Below are 17,361 nucleotides of genomic sequence, written 5' to 3' on the forward strand. Positions count from 1 at the left end.
GCGCTGACGTCCGTGCACGTCCCGCGCCCCCGCCAGCTCGTCAACCGCCCCGTCCGGCCTCTCTGAGAGGCCGCCCCGGCCCCTCAGAGAGGACACCTCCGTGCCCACCATCCGCCCGAATCGCCCCAGAAACCGCGTCCTTGCGGCTCTGCTCGCCCTCCCGGCGCTGCTGGTCGCCGCCGGCTGCGGCTACGGCTCCAAGGCCGTCGAGGACGCGGACCCGAAGGCCGCCGGCGGCAAGAAGGTCGACGGTCTCGACCAGGTGAAGGTCGGCTACTTCCCCAACGTCACCCACGCCACGCCACTGGTCGGGCTGCGCACCGGCGGGCCCATCACCAAGGAGCTGGGCGGGACGAAGATCTCCACTCAGGTCTTCAACGCGGGCCCCTCGGCCATCGAGGCCCTCAACGCCAAAGCCGTCGACATGACCTGGGTCGGCCCCTCCCCCTCGATCAACGGCTACGCCCAGTCCCACGGCAAGAACCTGCGCATCGTCTCCGGCGCGACCTCGGGCGGCGCCTCGCTCGTCGTCGACCCGAAGAAGGTCAAGTCCCTGAGCGACCTCAAGGGCAAGAAGATCGCCACCCCGCAGCTCGGCAACACCCAGGACGTCGCCCTCCTCCACTACCTCAAGGGCAAGGGCATCAAGGTCGACCCCGAGACGGGCAAGGGTGCCACCTCCGTCCTGCGGCAGGACAACAAGGAGATCCCCACCACCTTCCAGCAGGGGGGCATCGACGGCGCCTGGGTGCCCGAGCCGACCGCCAGCAACCTGGTCAGCAAGGGCGGCAAGGTCCTGCTGAACGAGAAGAAGCTGTGGAAGGGCGGCAAGTTCGTCACCACGAACCTCGTGGTGCGCCAGGACTTCCTCAAGAAGCACCCCGCCGCCGTGGAGGCGGTGCTGCGCGGCTCCGTGAAGACCAACGCCTGGATCGACAAGCACCCCGACGAGGCGAAGAAGCACATCAACGAGGCGCTGCGGCGGGACGCGGGCAAGCCGCTGCCGGACAAGGTGCTGGACGCGGCCTTCGCGCAGATCGACGTCACGGACGACCCGCTGGCCGCCACGCTCAAGCGGGAGGCCGACAACGGCGCCTCGGCCGGCCTCCTGAAGAAGCCCGACCTCACCGGCATCTACGACCTGTCCCCCCTGAACAAGGTCCTCAAGAGCGAGGGCCGCACCCCCGTGACCGACGCGGGTCTGGGCCAGAAGTGAGCAGCGGCCAAGTCCACGTACAGGAGGTGAACACGTGACCGTCACCACGACGACAAAGACCACGGCGGCAGCCAGGATCGCGAACGTCTCCAAGACGTTCGGCACCCAGCACGTGCTGGACGACATCAGCATCGACGTCGCCCCCGGCGAATTCGTCACGCTGCTCGGCGCATCCGGCTGCGGCAAGAGCACGCTGCTCAACCTCGTGGCGGGCCTCGAGGGCCCCACCGAGGGCACCATCGAGGTCCCCGGCGGGCGTCCCGCGCTGATGTTCCAGGAGCACGCGCTCTTCCCCTGGCTGACGGCGGGCAAGAACATCGAGCTGGCGCTCAAGCTGCGCGGCGTGCCCAAGGCCGACCGGCCGCAGGAGGCCGAGCGCCTGCTGGAGCTGGTGCGCCTCAAGGGCGCACACGGCAAGCGGGTGCACGAGCTGTCGGGCGGCATGCGCCAGCGCGTCGCGCTGGCCCGCGCGCTGGCGCAGGACAGCCAGCTCCTGCTGATGGACGAACCGTTCGCCGCGCTCGACGCCATCACCCGCGACGTGCTGCACGAGGAACTGACCCGTATCTGGTCGGAGACGCGCGTCTCCGTCCTGTTCGTCACCCACAACGTGCGCGAGGCCGTCCGCCTGGCCGAGCGCGTCGTGCTGCTCTCCTCCCGGCCGGGCCGTATCGCCCGGGAGTGGGAGGTCGACATCCCGCACCCGCGCCGTATCGAGGACGCGGACGTGGCGGGGCTGTCCGTCGAGATCACCGAACAGCTCCGGGGGGAGATCCGCCGCCATGGCCAGCACTGACATCAAACCGAAGTCCACCGAGACGGCCGAAGCGTCCGAGGCGTCCGTCGCGACCGAGGCGCAGCGCGCGAGCAGCGACCTGGCGGGCCTGGAGGCCGGCCTGGACGCGCTCGACACCCGTACGACGACGCGCCCCCCGCTGGGCCAGCTGCTGCGGACCAAGGTCCTGCCGCCGGTCGTCGCCGTCGTGCTCGTCCTGGGCCTGTGGCAGGCCGCGTTCGCGCTGGACCTGAAGCCCGACTACCAGCTGCCGAGCCCCCTGATGGTGTGGGACGCGCTCGCCGAGGAGTGGTACAAGGGCACGATCCTCGGCGTCATCTGGCAGAGCGTCTCGCGCGGCGCGCTCGGCTTCCTCGTCGCGCTGGCGATCGGCACCCCGCTGGGGCTGCTGGTGGCCAGGGTGCGGGCGGTGCGGGCCGCGATCGGGCCGATCCTCTCCGGGCTCCAGTCGCTGCCCTCGGTCGCCTGGGTGCCGGCGGCGATCATCTGGTTCGGGCTGACGGACGCCACGATCTACACCGTCGTCCTGCTCGGTGCCGTCCCGTCGATCGCCAACGGGCTCGTCTCGGGCGTCGACCAGATCCAGCCGCTGCACCTGCGCGCGGGCAAGGTGATCGGCGCGACGGGGCTGAGCGGCGTACGGCACGTCCTGCTGCCCGCCGCGCTGCCCGGCTACCTCGCGGGCCTCAAGCAGGGCTGGGCCTTCTCCTGGCGCTCCTTGATGGCGGCCGAGCTGATCGCGACCTCGCCCGAGCTGGGCTCCGGGCTGGGCACCTTGCTGGAGACCGGCCGCTCCTACCAGGACATGCCGCTGGTACTGGGTGCGATCTTGCTCATCCTGCTGGTGGGCATCGGCATCGAACTGCTCATCTTCGCGCCCGTCGAGCGGCGCGTCCTGCGTCACCGGGGGCTGCTGCGCTGATGTTCCGTCCCGCTCTGCTTCTCGTCGCCCACGGCAGCCGCGACCCCCGGCATGCCGCGACCGTCGGCGCGCTCACCGCGCGGGTGCGGCGGCTGCTGCCGGGAGTGCGGGTGGAGACGGGCTATCTCGACTTCGACGCCCCGTCGGTGCGCGACGCGCTGACGCGGCTGTACACGAGGGGGGTCCGCGATGTCATCGCCGTCCCCCTCCTGCTGACCCGGGCCTTCCACGCCAAGACCGACATCCCGGCGGCGCTGGACGAGGCGGCCTCCGTGCTGCCGGGGCTGGCCGTCCGCCAGGCCGACGTCCTGGGCCCTCACCCCCTGCTGGTGCGGGCCCTGGAGCGGCGGCTGCGCGAGGCCGGGCTGCGGCCCGGCGACGCGCCCACGACGGGTGTCGTGCTCGCTTCGGCGGGCTCCTCCGACCCGGAGGCGAGCGCAGTGATCGCAGAAATCGCGCGGGAGTGGCGGCGCACCACAGGCTGGTGCTCCGTGCGGCCTGCGTTCGCCTCCGCTGTATCCCCCCGCCCGGCGGACGCCGTACGCGCCCTGCGCGCGGCCGGCGCCCGCCGGGTGGCGGTCGCCCCCTACGTCCTGGCCCCCGGCCGCCTCCCGGACCGCATCGCCGCGGGCGCGCACGAGGCGGGAGCGGAGGTCCTGGCCCCGGTCCTGGGCCCGGCCCCGGAACTGGCGCACGTCATCGCCACCCGCTACGCCGAAGCCACCGCCCTCACCCCCGCGGCTGCGGCGGCCTGACCCCTGGGCTGCCCCGCCGAGCCCCGGGCCTCGCCGCCGAACACCCGGAATCCGCAAGGGAGTTGCGGGCGGGACCCCGGCGCATCAGACTGCTGAAGCTTCCCCGCACGGGGGGTGACGGTCTGGCACGCGACGGACGGCGTCGCGGCTTGTCGAGGGGGCGGCCATGGGTGACCCAGCAGCGGAAAAGGGCGACGACAAGCTCCCGGACCTCGTCATCGGACCGCCCATTCCCCCGGGGGAACAGTCAGCGCTCGAACCTCCGCGCGAAGAGGGCGACAGGTTCCCCCTCCAGCCGGCCCCGCCCCTCGGACCACCGCCGCTGAAGGTCTCCCACAAGGTTCTTGAGAGCGGCGCGACCAGTGCCTCGGAGATCCACTCCGCCTTCTACAAGGCCGCGGCCTCGCTGGAGGGGACGACGAACACCGCCAAGGCGGAGTTCGAGGGCTGGACGACGGCTGACGGGCTGGAGAAGTCCCACGAGCAGTGGGAGATCCAGGCGAGCAACGTGGCAGCCTGGCTCGCGAAGATCGAGCAGAGTCTGCGCGACGCCAAGAAGGCGTATCAGACCCAGGACTTCGACACGGGTCTGGATGTGGGCAGCGTCGCACCGAAGGGCGAGGGCGTCCCGTACGGGCCGAAGGTCCCCTTCGCGCCGCGCCGCTCCGCGATCGAGGGCATCGGCTGATGCGCAGCTTCTACCACGAGCTGATGACCACCGACTTCTCGGTCCTCACCGACCTGGCGAAGAAGTGGGGCGAAGTGGTCGACGCCATCGACGGGCTGCCGGGGCGTGTGCACAAGGAGCTGGTGAAGCCCTTGCGGGACGAGGGCTACTGGGAGGGCGCGGCGGCGCCGTACGCCTGGCAGATGATCGACGACATGCAGCGGCAGGTCCAGAAGGCCACCGATGTCGCGCGCAAGGTGAAGAAGGTGCTGGAGGACGGCGAGCACGACCTGTCCGAGCTGCGCAAGGACGTCAAGGCGGTCGTGAAGCGCGCGGAGGACGACGGCCAGGGGCTGATCGAGGTCACCTCGCACGGTGTGGTCCGCTCCACGGGCAAGGGCGCCCGGTCCCCCGGCACCACCGACATGGTCGAAAGCTTCCAGAACGAGCTGAACGGCGTCCTGCGCGGTGGCGTGTTCATCGACAGCAAGCTGGCCTACGCGCTGATGTCGAACGTCGGACTCGACCAGTGGTTCAACTCGAAGCCGAAGCACACCAACCTCGACAGCACCGGCAGCATCAGCCCGGCGGACTTCGACGCCTACACCCGCGTCATGAACGGCGAGAGCCCCCACGCCGAGCCCAACAACGCCACCCCGCGCAGTACCGGCTGGGCCTGGCTGCTGGGCAAGGGCGAGTTCGAGCCCGGCCGGGAATTCCACCAGGGCGACAAGTTCCTCGAACAGCTCCGCAGGAGCGACAGCATGATGAACGTCCACAACGAGACGCTGGCGCAGTACAAGGAGGGCAAGCTGGAGGGCGTCTCCCGGCACAAGATCTCCGGGCTCTCGCGCGGCGAACAGATCGAGTCCTACGTCAAGGACATGACGGGCCTCAGCGGCATCGACAACCTCTGGGGCGGCAAGACCAACGAGGCCCAGTCGCTGCTGGGGTCCTACGCCGTGCGGTACAAGGTGATGTCCGAGGAGCCGGACGGCTCCATCGTGGTGCGCTACACGCTCAACAACGACACGGACATCGAGTCCTTCACCCCCGGATACGGAACGTGGCAGGAGAACCTCAACAAGGAGCAGGGCCTCGGCGCCGGCATCCACGAGAAGATGACCTGGACCGAGCGCATCCACCCGGTCAGGGCCGAACCGGCGGACGGCAAGTGACCCCGTGAACGAGAAGACCGGCGCACGCGCCCTGTGGCGCCGCGCGACCCGCACGACCCCGCGCAAGATCGCGCTGGTCGCCGCGCTCTGCCTCCTGTATCCCGTCTCGTGCGTGGTCCTCGATGACGCCGGGGGCGCCGGGGGCGCCTGCCCCCGGCACAACCCGGACGCCACGGCCGATGCCCTGCCCGGGACGTGGAAGGGCCCGAACGGGTTGCGGTTCACGCTCGGCGCGACCTCCGAGGAGTTCCCCGACGGGCGCAGCGCGCAGGTCGGCGACGTCCGCGCACGGAACTGGCCGTTCTCCCTGGACGACCTGGACGACGAGGGCCGCGTCCGGGAGGACACCAGCGACGGCACCGGCAGGGCACGGCAGTTCGACCACGGCAGGGGAAGCTGGGAGTTCCGCGACCAGGTGTCCACCGACGGCGACCCCTACTCGGTGGTCATGCTGGAGTTCAGCTCCGGCACCCCCGAGGACGACGTCGCGGCCGACCCCCAGTACCTCGGAGTCGGCGGCACCGAGGCCAAGCCCCTGCTCTTCGTCGAATCCGACCCGGACACCTGCCCGAGCGTGGTCTTCCACAAGGGCACGGCGGACTGACGACCGGCCGTCCCCACCGTGCCCCGGACGGCGGCAGCCCGCCACGAGTCACAGGAGACGGAGGTGCGAGACCTGGTCGTCCCCGCCACGGCGGAGATCAAGAAGCGGCAGAAGTGCCGCACCTGAACACGCGGGCCCCTCGTCACAACGCCGCCCCGGCCGCACCGGCCGGGGCGGCGCGCGAGGGAGTGTCCCCTGGGGCAGGCGCTCGGCCGGTTCGCCGGTCAGCCGGCTACCGGAACCCGCGCTGCCGTCACCAGGCCGTCCGCCGCGCGGCGGCGCACAAGCGGGAGGACGTTCTCGCCGAACCAGTACGCCTCCTCCAGGTGGGGATAGCCGGAGAGGATGAACTCCTCGATGCCGATGCGGCGGTACTGGTCGATGAGGTCGGCGACCTCCTGGTGGCTGCCGACCAGGGCGGTGCCCGCGCCGCCGCGTACGAGACCGATGCCGGCCCACAGGTTCGGGTGGATCTCCAGGCCGTCGCTGCTGCCGCCGTGGAGGGCGAGCATGCGCTGCTGGCCCTCGGACTCGCTGCGGCCGAGGCCCCGTTGGGCCGCGGCGACGGCCTCGGGGGTGAAGCCGTCGAGGAGGCGGGCGGCCTCGGCCCAGGCCGCCTCGGAGGTGTCGCGGGAGATGGTGTGCAGCCGGATGCCGAACCTGGGCCTGCGGCCCTCGGCCGCCGCCAGCGCGCGTACCCGTTCGATCTTCTCGGCGACCTCGGCCGGCGGCTCGCCCCAGGTGAGGTAGACATCGGCGTGCCGCGCCGCGACGCCGAGCGCGGCCGGTGAGCTGCCACCGAAGTACACGTCGGGCACCGGCTCGGGCGGACGGGCCAGCCGGGCACCCTCGATCTGGAGGTGCTCGCCGTCCAGGTCGACCGTCTCGCCGCGCCACAGCCCCCGTACGGCGTGGAGGAACTCGCCGGTGCGGGCGTAGCGGGCGTCCTTGTCGAGGAAGTCTCCGTAGGCGCGCTGTTCGCCGCTCTCCCCGCCGGTGACGACGTTGAGCAGGAGGCGGCCTCCGGTCTGCCGCTGGTAGGTGGCGGCCATCTGGGCGCCCAGGGTGGGCGAGATGAAGCCGGGGCGGAACGCGACGAGGAACTTGAGGCGTTCGGTGTGCTGGCTGACCATCGCGGTCGTCAGCCACGCGTCCTCGCACTGCGCGCCGGTGGGGGTCAGCGCGCCGGTGAAGCCGAGCTGTTCGGCGGCGCGGGCGATCTGGGCGAGGTAGGCGACGGACGGCGGCCGGTCGCTGCCGGCCCCGCCCAGGGGGCTGCCGTGACCGCCGCCGACGACGTGACGGCTGTCACCGCTGGTGGGCAGGAACCAGTGGAAGGTGGGGGTGGGGATGGGGCTGGAGGTCGGGGTCGGGGTGGAGCTCATGAGGTGCGTGCTTCCTTTCAGGCCGCTGCTGAGGCCGCTGCTGAGGCTGCTTCTCAGGCCGCGACGGCTTCGGCCGTCCGCTCAGCCGCGACGGCTTCCGTCGTGCGCTCGTCAGCGACGGCTTCCGTCCGCTCGGCCGGGTGCGCCGTGAGGACCTCGGCGAGCTGGGAGAGGGCCCTTTCCACGCCGTCGGCGGCGGCCGGTGCCAGCCGGATGCCGGTGCCGGTGCCGGTGCCGGTGACTTCGGGTTCGGGCGCGATGTCCTCGTCCAGGACGAACCAGCCGCGCAGCACGCTGTCGCTGCCCAGCGCGGTGAGGACGGGCCGCAGGGCGTAGTCCAGCGCGAGGACATGGGCTGGGCTCCCGCCGGTGAGCAGCGGCAGCACGTGCTTGCCCGCGAGCGCGGTCTGCGGCAGCAGGTCGAGGAAGACCTTCAGCAGCCCGCTGTAGGCCGCCTTGTAGACGGGCGAGCCGATGACGACGGCGTCCGCCGCCGCCAGTGCGGCGACGGCCTCGGCTATGGCGGGGTCGCTCCGGTCGGCGCCCAGCAGCGCGGCCGGGGGCAGTTCGCGCAGGGACAGGTGGCGCACCCGGTGTGCCCCGTTCCTTTCCAGCCGTCCGCCGGCATGGCGCAGAAGCCGCTCGGTGCGGCCTACGGGGGTGGGGCTTCCGGTGAGGGTGAGTACGTGTGCCACGGGGCGGCTCCTTGCGGTACTGGTGGGCTGGTGTGTGGGGCGGCGCCCCGGGCGCGGTGCGTGGCCGCGCACCGGCGCGGTGTGGGGGGCCGCGCCCCGGCGCCGCTGTCAGGAGGCGGGCCGGGGCGCGGGGCGGGGCGCCGCGCGGGGCGGGGCGCCGCGCGGGGCGGGGCGCCGCGCGGGGCGGTCAGGGCGTGTACTTGTAGCCGACCCTGCGGACGGTGACGATCCGATCGCGGTGCCCGGGCCCGAGCTTGCGGCGCAGGCGCGCGATGTGGACGTCGACGGTGCGGCCGTCACCGATGTGGTGCGCGTAGCCCCACACGGCGGAGACGAGGTGCTCGCGCGAGTGCACCCGGTGCGGGTACTGGGCCAGGTGCGCGAGCAGCTCGAACTCCAGGTAGGTGAGGTCGAGTTCGTTCCCGTCGACGTGAACGGTGTGCCGCTCGCGGTCGATGTGGATGCCCTCTCCCCCGGGATCGGGGGGCGGCGCTCCGGGCGGCAGCTGCTCAGGCGCGAGCAGCTCGGACGGCGCTCCGGACGGAAGCAGTTCGGGCGGCAGGTCGTCGGGGCCGGTGCCCTCGGGGACGAGCAGCAGATAGCCGGCGGCGGTCTCCCGTACGACGCGCAGCGTGCCGGGCAGCGACGGGACGACGGGAGCGGGGGCGGGGGCGGGGGCGGGTGTGCTCATCGTGCCGCTCCCGCCGGGGTGTAGTGCTCGGCCTCGTCGCCCTCGACGAGGCGGCTGCGCTCGCCGTCCACGCCGACCGGGACGTCACCGGCGACGGTGACCCGGTGCAGGCGGCGGGGCAGGTCGCCGTAGTCGTCGGGTGCGTAGTGCTGGGTGATGCGGTTGTCGAAGAGCACCAGGTCGCCGGGTGCCCACGACCACCGCACGGTGTTCTCGGGCCGGGTGACGTACGCCTGGAAGATCCGCAGCAGATCGCGGGACTCCTCGCTGTTGAGCCCGACGAGCTGCTGGGCGAACCCGCCGATGAACAGGCCGCGTTCGCCGCTTTCGGGGTGCACCCGCACCACGGGGTGCTCGGTGCGCCACCGGCGGGAGGTGAAGACCTTGCGGCGCTCGGCAGCCGCCTCGCTCTTCGGCTCGGCGTAGACCGAATAGTCGAAGGCGTTGGTGTGCACGGCCCGCAGCCGGTCCGCGAACTCGCGCAGCGCCTCGGGCAGGTCCGCGTAAGCCGCCGCCGAGTTGGCGATGAGCGTGTTGCCGCCGTAGGGCGGGACGACGAGGCTGCGCAGGGTACTCGCCTTGGGCGGGGTGCGTACGAAGGTCACATCGGTGTGCCACCGGTTGGCGCGTACGCCCTCGTCACCGTCGACCGGCAGGATGTTCGGCCGGCCCTCGACGGAGGGCACGGTGGGGTGCGCGGTGGTCAGCTCGCCGAAGAGCGAGGCGAAGCGGATCTGGTCGGCGTCCTGGAGGTCCTGGTTCCGGAAGAAGAGGGCCTTGTGTTCGAGGAGTGCGGCGTTGATCTCCTCGACGAGGCTCGGGTCGAGCTGCTGGGACAGGTCGACACCGAGGATCTCCGCGCCGATACGGCCACCGACGCGGCGGATGTCGAAGCTGGTGCTGGTCATGAGGTGTTGTCCTTCCGTGGGAGCAGGCGTGGGGGTCAGGCTGCGGTGCGCCATGAGGTGAAGCGGCGCTCAAGGGCGACGAGGAACTGGTTGAAGGCCACCCCGAGCACCGAGACGGTGAGGATCCCGGCGTACATCTGCGGGATGGCGAAGTTGAACTGGGAGTTGTTGATGAGGAAGCCGAGCCCGGCCTTGGCGCCGACCATCTCGGCGGCGATGAGCACGAGGATGGCGGTGCCCCCCGCGAGCCGGATGCCGGTGAAGACGGTGGGCACGGAGGCGGGCAGGATCACCTTCTGGAACAGCCGCCAGGGCGGCAGATCCATGCTCTTGGCGAGCTTGAGCAAGGTGGGGTCGACGGTGCGTACGGCGCTGATGGTGTTGAGCAGCACGGGCCAGGTGCAGGCGAAGAGCACGATGGAGATCTTCGAGGTCTCGCCGATGCCGAGCAGCAGCACGAACACCGGCAGCAGCGCGAGCGCCGCCGTGTTGCGGAAGACCTCCAGCAGCGGGTTGAGCAGATCGGCGACGGGCTTGTACCAGCCGATCAGCAGCCCGAGGGGCACCGCGAGGGCGACGGCCAGCCCGAAGCCGCTCAGCGAGCGGACGAGGCTGGCCTGCGCGTCGTCGAGGAGCTGTCCGTCGGCGAGCAGCTCCCACCAGGCGACGGCGACCTCGGAGAACGGCGGCAGGAACACCCGGTCGGCCAGCCCGACGCGCGGTGCGGTCTCCCACAGCGCGAGCAGCGCGAGGATCGCCACCGTACGGGTCAGCGCCGTACCGGCCGGCCCGAACACGCGCCGCACGGCGGAGGGCCGCCGGGGCTCGGCGCCGGGCGGGCCGGGCGTGCGCTCCTCCGGAGCCGGGGCCTCCTGGGTGGCCGCCTCGGCGCTGGGGGTGAGGGTGGTGCTCATACGACGACCGCCTTTCCGTCCCGGGCCGACGCGTCCAGGCGCGACCGCTCCAGCTCCTGCGCGCGGCTGACCTCGTCGTGCAGCAGCTCCCAGACGCGGTGCCGGTATCCGGCGAACTCGGTGCTGGAGCGCGGGTCGTCGGTGCCGGTGCGGGCGCCCAGGCCGACGGAGACGCTCTCCTTGACCCGGCCGGGCCGGGAGGTGAGCACGGTGACGCGCTGGCCGAGCAGCACGGCCTCGTCGATGCTGTGGGTGATGAAGACGACGGTCTTGCCCGTGCGCTCCCACACCCGCAGCAGCTCGTCCTGGAGGGACTCGCGGGTCTGTGCGTCGAGCGCGCCGAACGGCTCGTCCATCAGCAGCACGTCGGGGTCGTAGGCGAGGCTGCGGGCGATGGCGACGCGCTGTTTCATGCCGCCGGACAGCTCGTGCGGGTGCCGCTCCGCGAAGCCCTCCAGGCCGACGAGGGAGAGGAACTCGCGGGCGCGCTCGGCCCGTTCTCCCCGGGGTACGCCGGTGGCCTCCAGGCCGAACTCGACGTTGCCGCGCGCGGTGCGCCAGGGCAGCAGCGCGTACTGCTGGAAGACGGTGCCCCGGTCGCGGCCCGGCCCGGTGACGGGTTCGCCGTTCAGCAGGATGCGTCCCGAGGTGGGCGGGGTCAGGCCGCCCAGCAGGTCGAGCAGGGTGGACTTGCCGCAGCCGCTGGGCCCGACGAGGACGCTGAACTCGCCCTCGGCGATGTCGAGATCGATGTCTTCCAGCGCGGTGAAGCGATCGGCGGGGCTCTCGGCGGAACGTCCGGGGGAGCGCCAGGCGGATCGGGTGCGGGCGCCGGCGGCGCGGGCCTTGGCACCGCGCCCGGCGCTTTCGGCGCGTACGGGGAAGGTCTTGCCGACCTTCTCGAAGCGGATCTTCGGGGTGGTCATCGGCTCAGCTCCCGGAGCTGTGTCGGGCACGGTCACGGTCGTGGCGGGGACGGTTGAACTCGTTGGTGTACATGTCGGAGACGTGAAAGCGGTCGGCCTTGAGGTCGCCGCGCTGCTCCAGCCAGCGCGACCACATGGACAGCTCGCGCGGCACGATGCGCCCACCGGCTTCGGGGACGCCGTAGCTGCGCCAGTAGCGCAGCGGCTCGGTGTCCTCGCTGCGGTCGCGGCGGCGCACGATGCGCACCATGCGGTCGATGACCTCCTCGCGCGGGGTGCGCCGCGACCAGTCCAGGGCACGTCCCACACCGGTGACGAAGGCCCTGGCCGCGCGCGGGTGCTGGTCCAGATAGCGGTCGGACATCACATAGGTGCCGGCGCTGAAGGTGCCCAGGAGCTGATGGTCGTTGAACAGGGCCCGGATGCCGCCGTGTTCGAGGGCCTTGTCGCGGAGGATGTCGCCGAGGACGGCCACCTCTATCCGCCCCTGGCGCAGGGCCTGTTCGGTGTTGACCGGCGGCAGCGCGATCCGCTCGACCTGCCCGAGCTCCTCGGTACTGAGGCCCTTGCGCTTGAGGTAGGTGTCGAGCATGGCCTCGGAATGGCCGCCGAGCGTGTTCATCGCGACCTTCTTGCCGATCAGGTCGCGGGGCGTGCGCACAGAGCTGTCCTTGCGGACGTAGAAGCCGCTGTAGCGCTCCTTGTCGACGCCGTAGTAGCTGATGACGGCCTTCACCGGGGCCTTGGCAGCGGCCATCCTGACGACCGCGCCGTTGAAGGCGCCGCCGAAGTCGGTGTCCCCGGAGGCGGCCGACTGGATGTCCTGCGGCCCGCTGGTGGTGTTGCCGACCCACTTGAGGGTGAGGCCGTCCAGATAGCCGAGGTCATCGGCGAGCTCGGCCGGGGTGACGACCCCGGCCCAGCCCTGGTAGCGGATGGTGCTCGCCGGGACCCCTTCCCTGCCGGAGGCCCGGCCGCAGCCGGCGGCGGCGACGGCCAGCCCTGCCAGGGAGAGGAATTCCCGTCTGTGGAAACGACGCATGGGTGTCTTCCGTTGCGTAGCCGGAACGCGGGGTCACGCGATCGGAATCACAGCATCCGGATATGGGACCGGGATACGGGATACGGGATCGCGAAAGAAACGCGGGGCGTACGCGGAATGCGCGGAATTCAGGCAGCCGTCATCAAGGCGTGGCGACTGCGGCGTTTCACCTGAATTGCGTGGGCGTTCCGGACGCGTTCCGGGAGGATTTCCGCGCGGCCGGTGATCCTTTCGCACGGGAAGGAACCAGAGGTGCCGCTGCGGCGTATGACGTGAGCTGAGGCGCGCGTCAGGCGCAGACGGGGGCACAGATGGCGCTGGCGTGACGTCGCAGATCGACGTGCAGGCGCGCTACGAGATTCCTGTACTGGCTCACGTTCGAGAGCCTGCCAGCAATTGCGGCGAGTCGTCAACGCCCGCACGCGGAATCTCGCATGACGGACCCCGCACGGGAATTTCGGCGCGGGAATTGCCGGTGGCGAGGGCCACGCAGGTCCGGGCGCGCCCAGGGGCCCGGGGCCGCCCCGGGCATGCGAAGGCCCGCCGCGCCCCGTGGGGGGAGGGCACGGCGGGCCTGGTGTTGCGCCTACCCGGAAATCGGGAGGTACGCACTCGTGATCTCGCGATGTGTTACGGCAACGCGTGTTACTTCACGACGCGGAGGAGCTTGTTGACGGTGCCATTGGTCGGGTTGCTGATCACGCCGGCGCTGGCGCCCTTGGTGAGACCCGTGGCGACCTGCGCCGGAGTGGCCGTCTTGTGCCCGCTGAGGTAGACGGCGGCGGCGCCGGCGACGTGCGGGGAGGCCATGGAGGTGCCCGACATGGTCGCCGTGCCGGTGTCGCTCTTGTTGCTGGCCGAGACGATGTTGACGCCGGGCGCGTACAGGTCCACGAGCTTGCCGTAGTTGGAGAACGACGCCTGCTTGTCCGTCTTGTCGCTGGCCGCGACCGTCAGCGCCTGGGGGACGCGGGCCGGGGAGGCGGTGTTGGAGTCGGCGCTCTCGTTGCCCGCGGAGACGGCGTAGGTGACCCCGGAGGACACCGAGCGCTTGACGGCGGCGTCCAGCGCGGCGTCCTTGTTGCCGCCCAGGCTCATGTTGGCGACCGAGGGGCCCTTGTGGTTCTTGGTTACCCAGTCGACGCCGTCGACGGCCAGCGCGGTGGTGCCCGATCCGTTGTTGTCGAGCACGCGCACGCCGACGACCTTGGCCTTCTTGGCGACGCCGTACTTCGTTCCCGCGACGGTGCCCGCCACGTGGGTACCGTGCCCGTTGCCGTCCTGCGCCGTCTTGTCCTTGTCCACGGCGTCGTAGCCGTAGGAGGCGCGGCCCCCGAAGTCCTTGTGGCTGATGCGCACGCCGGTGTCGATGACGTACGCGGTCACGCCCTTACCGGCGCCGGCCGGGTAGGTGTACTTCTTGTTCAGCGTCCGGGACTTCTGGTCGATGCGGTCCAGGCCCCAGGGCGGGCTGGTCTGGGTGCCGGTGGTGTGGATGCGCTGGTTCTGGTAGACCTTCGCGACCTTGTCGTCCGCGGCCAGACGGCGGGCCTCCTGCGCGGTGAGCCCGGCGGCGTGGAAACCGTGGACGGCCGAGGTGTAGGTGCGCTTGACCGCGCCGCCGTACTCCTTGGCCAGGCCCTTGCTGTCGCTCTCGGCCTGGACGCCGGTGCCCTGGCCGCCCTTGAGCATCACGATGTAGCTGCCCTTGACCGCGTCCTTCGCACCCGCCCCGACGACCGTGCCCTCGGCGGGCGCCGCGCCCGCGGGGAGAGTCAGAAGCGTCGCGCCGCCCGCGACGGCCACCGCCGCTCCGATGGCCAGGGATATCCGGCGCTTCTTGTTACGGGACACGTGAGTTGCCATGCCGAGGGAGCCTCTCGTGGAGATGTGTGGGGGAATCGATGATCCGTTCAAGGATTCGTTCGAAACCCTGGCGGATTGGCGCGCGCAGCTCAAGTTCTCCCGCAGGTTGTGATGTACGCAACGCGCGTCGCCTGCATCAAGACCACCCAAAGGCGACGGATCCCCATGCTTCGCGCCCTGAGAGGCGCCCGGGGTGGCGGGGGTTGAGGTGGCCGGCGCCCGGGGTGGCCGGCGTTCGAGGCGGCGGCGTTCGAGGCGGCGGCGTTCTAGACGGCGGCGTTCTAGACGGCGGCGTTCGGCGAGAGAGAACCGCGCCGCCCCCGTGCGGGAGCGGCGCGGTCAACGCGCGTTCAGATCGGTGCGCGGTGCGCGCCGGCTCACTTCACGACGCGCACCAGCTTGTTCGGGGTGCCCGGGGTCGCGTTGGAGATGGCACCCGAGGTCGCGCCCTTGGTCAGCGCGGCGGCGACCTGCGCGGGGGTGGCCGTCTTGTGCTCGGCCAGGTAGACCGCGGCGGCGCCCGAGACGTGCGGCGCGGCCATCGAGGTGCCGTAGCCCGCCATGTAGGCGGTGTCGCTCTTGTTGCTGGCGGAGACGACGTCGATGCCCGGCGCGTAGAGGTCGACGATCTTGCCGTAGCTGGAGAAGCTGGTCTGCTTGTCCTTCTGGTCGCTCGCCGCGACGGTGATCGCCTCGGGGACCCGCGCGGGGGAGCCGGTGGCGGCGTCGTTGCTGCGGTTGCCCGCCGAGGCGACGCAGGTGATGCCCGACTTGACGGCGTTCTTGACGGCAGTGTCCACCGCGTAGTCCTGGAAGCCGCCGATGCTCATGTTGGCGACGGCCGGGCCCTTGCCCTTGGCGTGCTTGGTCATCCACTCGACACCGGCGACGACATCCGCGTTGGTGCCCTTGTTGTCGTTGCCGAGCACGCGCACCGCGACGACCTTGGCCTTCTTGGCGATGCCGTACTTGGTGCCGGCGATGGTGCCGGAGACGTGCGTGCCGTGGTTGGCGCCGTCCTGCGCAGTGGCGTCGTCGTCGCGCACGTCGTAGCCGTAGGAGGCGCGGCCCCCGAAGTCCTTGTGGCTGATGCGCACGCCACTGTCGATGACGTAGACGGTGACGCCCTTACCGGCGCTGTCGGGGTAGGTGTACTTCTTGTTCAGCGTCTTGGACGTCTGGTCGACGCGGTCCTGGCCCCAGGAGGGCGGGTTGGTCTGGGTGGCCTGGCCGCTGAACTCCTTGACCTGGACGACCTTGTCGACCTTGTCGTCGGCGGCGAGACGGCGGGCGTCCTGGGCGGAGAGCCCCTTGGCGGAGTAGCCCTTGAAGACGGACTGGTAGGTGTGGTCGACGTTGCCGCCGTACTCCTTGGTGAGGCTCTTGGCCTGGGTGGTGGCCTGGATGCCGGCGCCCTTGGTGCCGCCGCCCTTGAGCATCACGATGTAGTTGCCCTTGACGGCACCCTTCGCGTCGGCCCCGATGACGGTGCCTTCGGCAGGGGACGCACCGGCGGGGAGCGTCAGCAAGGTCGCCCCTCCGGCGACGGCGACAGCCGCACCGACCGCGAGGGATATCCGGCGCTTCTTGTTACGGGACACATGGTTTGCCATGCCGAAGGGGCCTCCGAAGTGTACGAATGAAAGATCCCTGCGGGATCGATTCGAAACCCTGTCGGATTGCCGTGCACGGCTCAAGCCGGGTGAGCGACTGTGACGCTCACAACATCAAAAGGTGACACGGGTCTCCCATCAAACGGGAGAAAACACCCACCTCGAAGACAACTTTCATCACAGAAACCCCACTTGCGGAATGCCGTCCTGCGCGGCGGACGGCGCTGAACCCGCCGCCGCACGTGCGCTGGGCAACTCCGGCGCGCCGTGGCACGATCGCTCAGGTGACCAGCAGACCGGCTCCGGCGCAGCATCTGCGCGACCTCGCGCGGCTGCGCCGCGTCCGTGACCGGATGGACCGGGAGTACGCGCAGCCGCTGGACGTCGAGGCCCTCGCCCGTGGCGTGAACATGTCGGCCGGACACCTCAGCCGCCAGTTCCGGCTCGCCTACGGCGAATCGCCGTACGGCTATCTGATGACACGGCGGATCGAGCGCGCGATGGCGCTGCTGCGCCGTGGCGACCTGAGCGTCACCGAGGTCTGTTTCGCGGTCGGCTGCTCGTCGCTGGGCACCTTCAGTACTCGCTTCAGCGAGTTGGTCGGCGTGCCGCCCAGCGTCTACCGGCGCCAGGGGGCGGACGTCACGGCGGGGATGCCGCCCTGCGTGGCGAAACAGGTGACCAGACCGGTCAGGAATCGAGAAGCCTCCGCCACGCAGCCGCACTAGCTTGAGCGCCATGGACATCACCATTCACGCAAGCGTCCTCCCGCAGGACGACCCGGACGCCGCCCTGGCCTTCTACCGCGACACTCTCGGCTTCGAGGTGCGCAGCGACGTCGGAAGCGGCACGATGCGCTGGATCACCGTCGGCCCCGCCGACCAGCCTGGCACATCCATCCTGCTGGCACCGCCGGCCGCCGACCCCGGGATCACCGACGAGGAGCGCCGCACCATCGTCGAGATGATGGCCAAGGGCACCTACGGCTGGATCCTCCTGGCCACCAAAGACCTCGACGCCACCTTCGAGAAGGTGCAGGGCAGCGACGCCGAGGTCGTCCAGGAGCCGACCGAGCAGCCGTACGGCGTGCGCGACTGCGCCTTCCGCGACCCGGCCGGCAATCAGATCCGCATCCAGCAGCTGCGCTGAGCCGTGCGCGCCGGAAGCCCTCCCGTCACCAACG

The 17,361-nt window shown here is 71.1% G+C and carries 19 protein-coding genes; 9 read left to right on the top strand and 10 right to left on the bottom strand.

Annotated elements, in window-relative coordinates:
- Positions 1-100: 100 nt before the first annotated feature.
- From OHB04_RS10190 to OHB04_RS10220, 7 genes are all read left to right on the top strand, one after another.
- Positions 101-1,216: an aliphatic sulfonate ABC transporter substrate-binding protein gene (locus tag OHB04_RS10190; RefSeq protein WP_326687348.1), complete on the top strand. Its 1,116-nt coding sequence runs from the start codon at positions 101-103 to the stop codon at positions 1,214-1,216.
- Between the two features lie 34 nt (positions 1,217-1,250).
- A complete protein-coding gene (locus OHB04_RS10195; RefSeq protein ID WP_326687349.1) occupies positions 1,251-2,012 on the top strand; it encodes an ABC transporter ATP-binding protein in 762 nt (253 codons plus the stop codon).
- The gene (locus OHB04_RS10200) at positions 1,999-2,934 is read left to right on the top strand and encodes an ABC transporter permease (protein WP_326807320.1); all 936 of its coding nucleotides are present in this window, start codon (positions 1,999-2,001) and stop codon (positions 2,932-2,934) included. Before OHB04_RS10195 ends, OHB04_RS10200 begins: the two co-directional genes overlap by 14 nt.
- On the top strand, positions 2,934-3,689 hold the full coding sequence (locus OHB04_RS10205; RefSeq protein WP_326807321.1) for a sirohydrochlorin chelatase: 756 nt from the start codon (positions 2,934-2,936) through the stop codon (positions 3,687-3,689). Before OHB04_RS10200 ends, OHB04_RS10205 begins: the two co-directional genes overlap by 1 nt.
- A gap of 166 nt (positions 3,690-3,855) precedes the next feature.
- Positions 3,856-4,377, top strand: a complete 522-nt coding sequence (locus OHB04_RS10210; RefSeq protein ID WP_326807322.1) for a hypothetical protein — start codon at positions 3,856-3,858, stop codon at positions 4,375-4,377.
- The gene (locus OHB04_RS10215; RefSeq protein WP_326687353.1) at positions 4,377-5,534 is read left to right on the top strand and encodes a hypothetical protein; all 1,158 of its coding nucleotides are present in this window, start codon (positions 4,377-4,379) and stop codon (positions 5,532-5,534) included. Before OHB04_RS10210 ends, OHB04_RS10215 begins: the two co-directional genes overlap by 1 nt.
- 4 nt (positions 5,535-5,538) lie before the next feature.
- Positions 5,539-6,138, top strand: coding sequence for a hypothetical protein (locus tag OHB04_RS10220; protein WP_326807323.1), 600 nt, complete (start codon positions 5,539-5,541; stop codon positions 6,136-6,138).
- Between the two features lie 224 nt (positions 6,139-6,362).
- On the opposite strand, the gene OHB04_RS10225 is transcribed toward OHB04_RS10220, so the two are convergent.
- The 10 genes from OHB04_RS10225 to OHB04_RS10270 all read right to left on the bottom strand — a co-directional run bounded on the left by OHB04_RS10225 (position 6,363) and on the right by OHB04_RS10270 (position 16,178).
- On the bottom strand, positions 6,363-7,523 hold the full coding sequence (locus OHB04_RS10225; RefSeq protein ID WP_326807324.1) for an LLM class flavin-dependent oxidoreductase: 1,161 nt from the start codon (positions 7,521-7,523) through the stop codon (positions 6,363-6,365).
- Positions 7,524-7,576: 53 nt separating this feature from the next.
- Positions 7,577-8,218 carry an NADPH-dependent FMN reductase gene (gene ssuE / locus OHB04_RS10230; RefSeq protein ID WP_326807325.1) on the bottom strand — a complete coding sequence of 214 codons (642 nt, stop codon included), beginning with the start codon at positions 8,216-8,218 and terminating at the stop codon, positions 7,577-7,579.
- A gap of 187 nt (positions 8,219-8,405) precedes the next feature.
- Positions 8,406-8,909, bottom strand: coding sequence for a winged helix-turn-helix domain-containing protein (locus OHB04_RS10235; RefSeq protein ID WP_326687357.1), 504 nt, complete (start codon positions 8,907-8,909; stop codon positions 8,406-8,408).
- Positions 8,906-9,817, bottom strand: a complete 912-nt coding sequence (locus tag OHB04_RS10240) for a TauD/TfdA dioxygenase family protein (protein ID WP_326807326.1) — start codon at positions 9,815-9,817, stop codon at positions 8,906-8,908. Before OHB04_RS10240 ends, OHB04_RS10235 begins: the two co-directional genes overlap by 4 nt.
- A gap of 35 nt (positions 9,818-9,852) precedes the next feature.
- Positions 9,853-10,731: an ABC transporter permease gene (locus tag OHB04_RS10245; RefSeq protein ID WP_326687359.1), complete on the bottom strand. Its 879-nt coding sequence runs from the start codon at positions 10,729-10,731 to the stop codon at positions 9,853-9,855.
- Entirely contained in the window at positions 10,728-11,657 is a 930-nt protein-coding gene (locus OHB04_RS10250) for an ABC transporter ATP-binding protein (RefSeq protein WP_326687360.1), read from the bottom strand. Before OHB04_RS10250 ends, OHB04_RS10245 begins: the two co-directional genes overlap by 4 nt.
- A 4-nt stretch (positions 11,658-11,661) precedes the next feature.
- On the bottom strand, positions 11,662-12,699 hold the full coding sequence (locus OHB04_RS10255) for an ABC transporter substrate-binding protein (RefSeq protein ID WP_326687361.1): 1,038 nt from the start codon (positions 12,697-12,699) through the stop codon (positions 11,662-11,664).
- A 289-nt stretch (positions 12,700-12,988) separates the two neighbouring features.
- On the bottom strand, positions 12,989-13,075 hold the full coding sequence (locus tag OHB04_RS10260) for a putative leader peptide (protein ID WP_326692659.1): 87 nt from the start codon (positions 13,073-13,075) through the stop codon (positions 12,989-12,991).
- Positions 13,076-13,344: 269 nt separating this feature from the next.
- Positions 13,345-14,565: a S8 family peptidase gene (locus OHB04_RS10265; RefSeq protein ID WP_326687362.1), complete on the bottom strand. Its 1,221-nt coding sequence runs from the start codon at positions 14,563-14,565 to the stop codon at positions 13,345-13,347.
- Between the two features lie 377 nt (positions 14,566-14,942).
- Positions 14,943-16,178 carry a S8 family peptidase gene (locus OHB04_RS10270; protein ID WP_326687363.1) on the bottom strand — a complete coding sequence of 412 codons (1,236 nt, stop codon included), beginning with the start codon at positions 16,176-16,178 and terminating at the stop codon, positions 14,943-14,945.
- Between the two features lie 284 nt (positions 16,179-16,462).
- Here OHB04_RS10270 and OHB04_RS10275 point away from each other — a divergent pair, with 284 nt between their 5' ends.
- Together OHB04_RS10275 and OHB04_RS10280 are read left to right on the top strand one after the other, a co-directional pair.
- Positions 16,463-16,906 (top strand): helix-turn-helix transcriptional regulator, encoded by a 444-nt coding sequence (locus OHB04_RS10275; protein WP_326687364.1) that lies wholly within the window; start codon positions 16,463-16,465, stop codon positions 16,904-16,906.
- A gap of 10 nt (positions 16,907-16,916) precedes the next feature.
- A complete protein-coding gene (locus OHB04_RS10280) occupies positions 16,917-17,327 on the top strand; it encodes a VOC family protein (protein ID WP_326687365.1) in 411 nt (136 codons plus the stop codon).
- Positions 17,328-17,361 lie beyond the last annotated feature (34 nt).

This window comes from Streptomyces sp. NBC_01775, from assembly GCF_035917675.1.
GTDB lineage: Bacteria > Actinomycetota > Actinomycetes > Streptomycetales > Streptomycetaceae > Streptomyces.

What these genes read in the sequence shown, in the direction of transcription:
- OHB04_RS10210 (WP_326807322.1), top strand. Translation starts at nt 3,856, where the DNA reads ATGGGTGACCCAGCAGCGGAAAAGGGCGACGACAAGCTCCCGGACCTC.
- OHB04_RS10270 (WP_326687363.1), bottom strand. Translation starts at nt 16,178, where the DNA reads ATGGCAAACCATGTGTCCCGTAACAAGAAGCGCCGGATATCCCTCGCG.
- OHB04_RS10225 (WP_326807324.1), bottom strand. Translation starts at nt 7,523, where the DNA reads ATGAGCTCCACCCCGACCCCGACCTCCAGCCCCATCCCCACCCCCACC.
- OHB04_RS10255 (WP_326687361.1), bottom strand. Translation starts at nt 12,699, where the DNA reads ATGCGTCGTTTCCACAGACGGGAATTCCTCTCCCTGGCAGGGCTGGCC.
- OHB04_RS10215 (WP_326687353.1), top strand. Translation starts at nt 4,377, where the DNA reads ATGCGCAGCTTCTACCACGAGCTGATGACCACCGACTTCTCGGTCCTC.
- OHB04_RS10265 (WP_326687362.1), bottom strand. Translation starts at nt 14,565, where the DNA reads ATGGCAACTCACGTGTCCCGTAACAAGAAGCGCCGGATATCCCTGGCC.
- OHB04_RS10245 (WP_326687359.1), bottom strand. Translation starts at nt 10,731, where the DNA reads ATGAGCACCACCCTCACCCCCAGCGCCGAGGCGGCCACCCAGGAGGCC.
- OHB04_RS10250 (WP_326687360.1), bottom strand. Translation starts at nt 11,657, where the DNA reads ATGACCACCCCGAAGATCCGCTTCGAGAAGGTCGGCAAGACCTTCCCC.
- OHB04_RS10205 (WP_326807321.1), top strand. Translation starts at nt 2,934, where the DNA reads ATGTTCCGTCCCGCTCTGCTTCTCGTCGCCCACGGCAGCCGCGACCCC.
- OHB04_RS10240 (WP_326807326.1), bottom strand. Translation starts at nt 9,817, where the DNA reads ATGACCAGCACCAGCTTCGACATCCGCCGCGTCGGTGGCCGTATCGGC.
- OHB04_RS10280 (WP_326687365.1), top strand. Translation starts at nt 16,917, where the DNA reads ATGGACATCACCATTCACGCAAGCGTCCTCCCGCAGGACGACCCGGAC.
- OHB04_RS10200 (WP_326807320.1), top strand. Translation starts at nt 1,999, where the DNA reads ATGGCCAGCACTGACATCAAACCGAAGTCCACCGAGACGGCCGAAGCG.
- OHB04_RS10235 (WP_326687357.1), bottom strand. Translation starts at nt 8,909, where the DNA reads ATGAGCACACCCGCCCCCGCCCCCGCCCCCGCTCCCGTCGTCCCGTCG.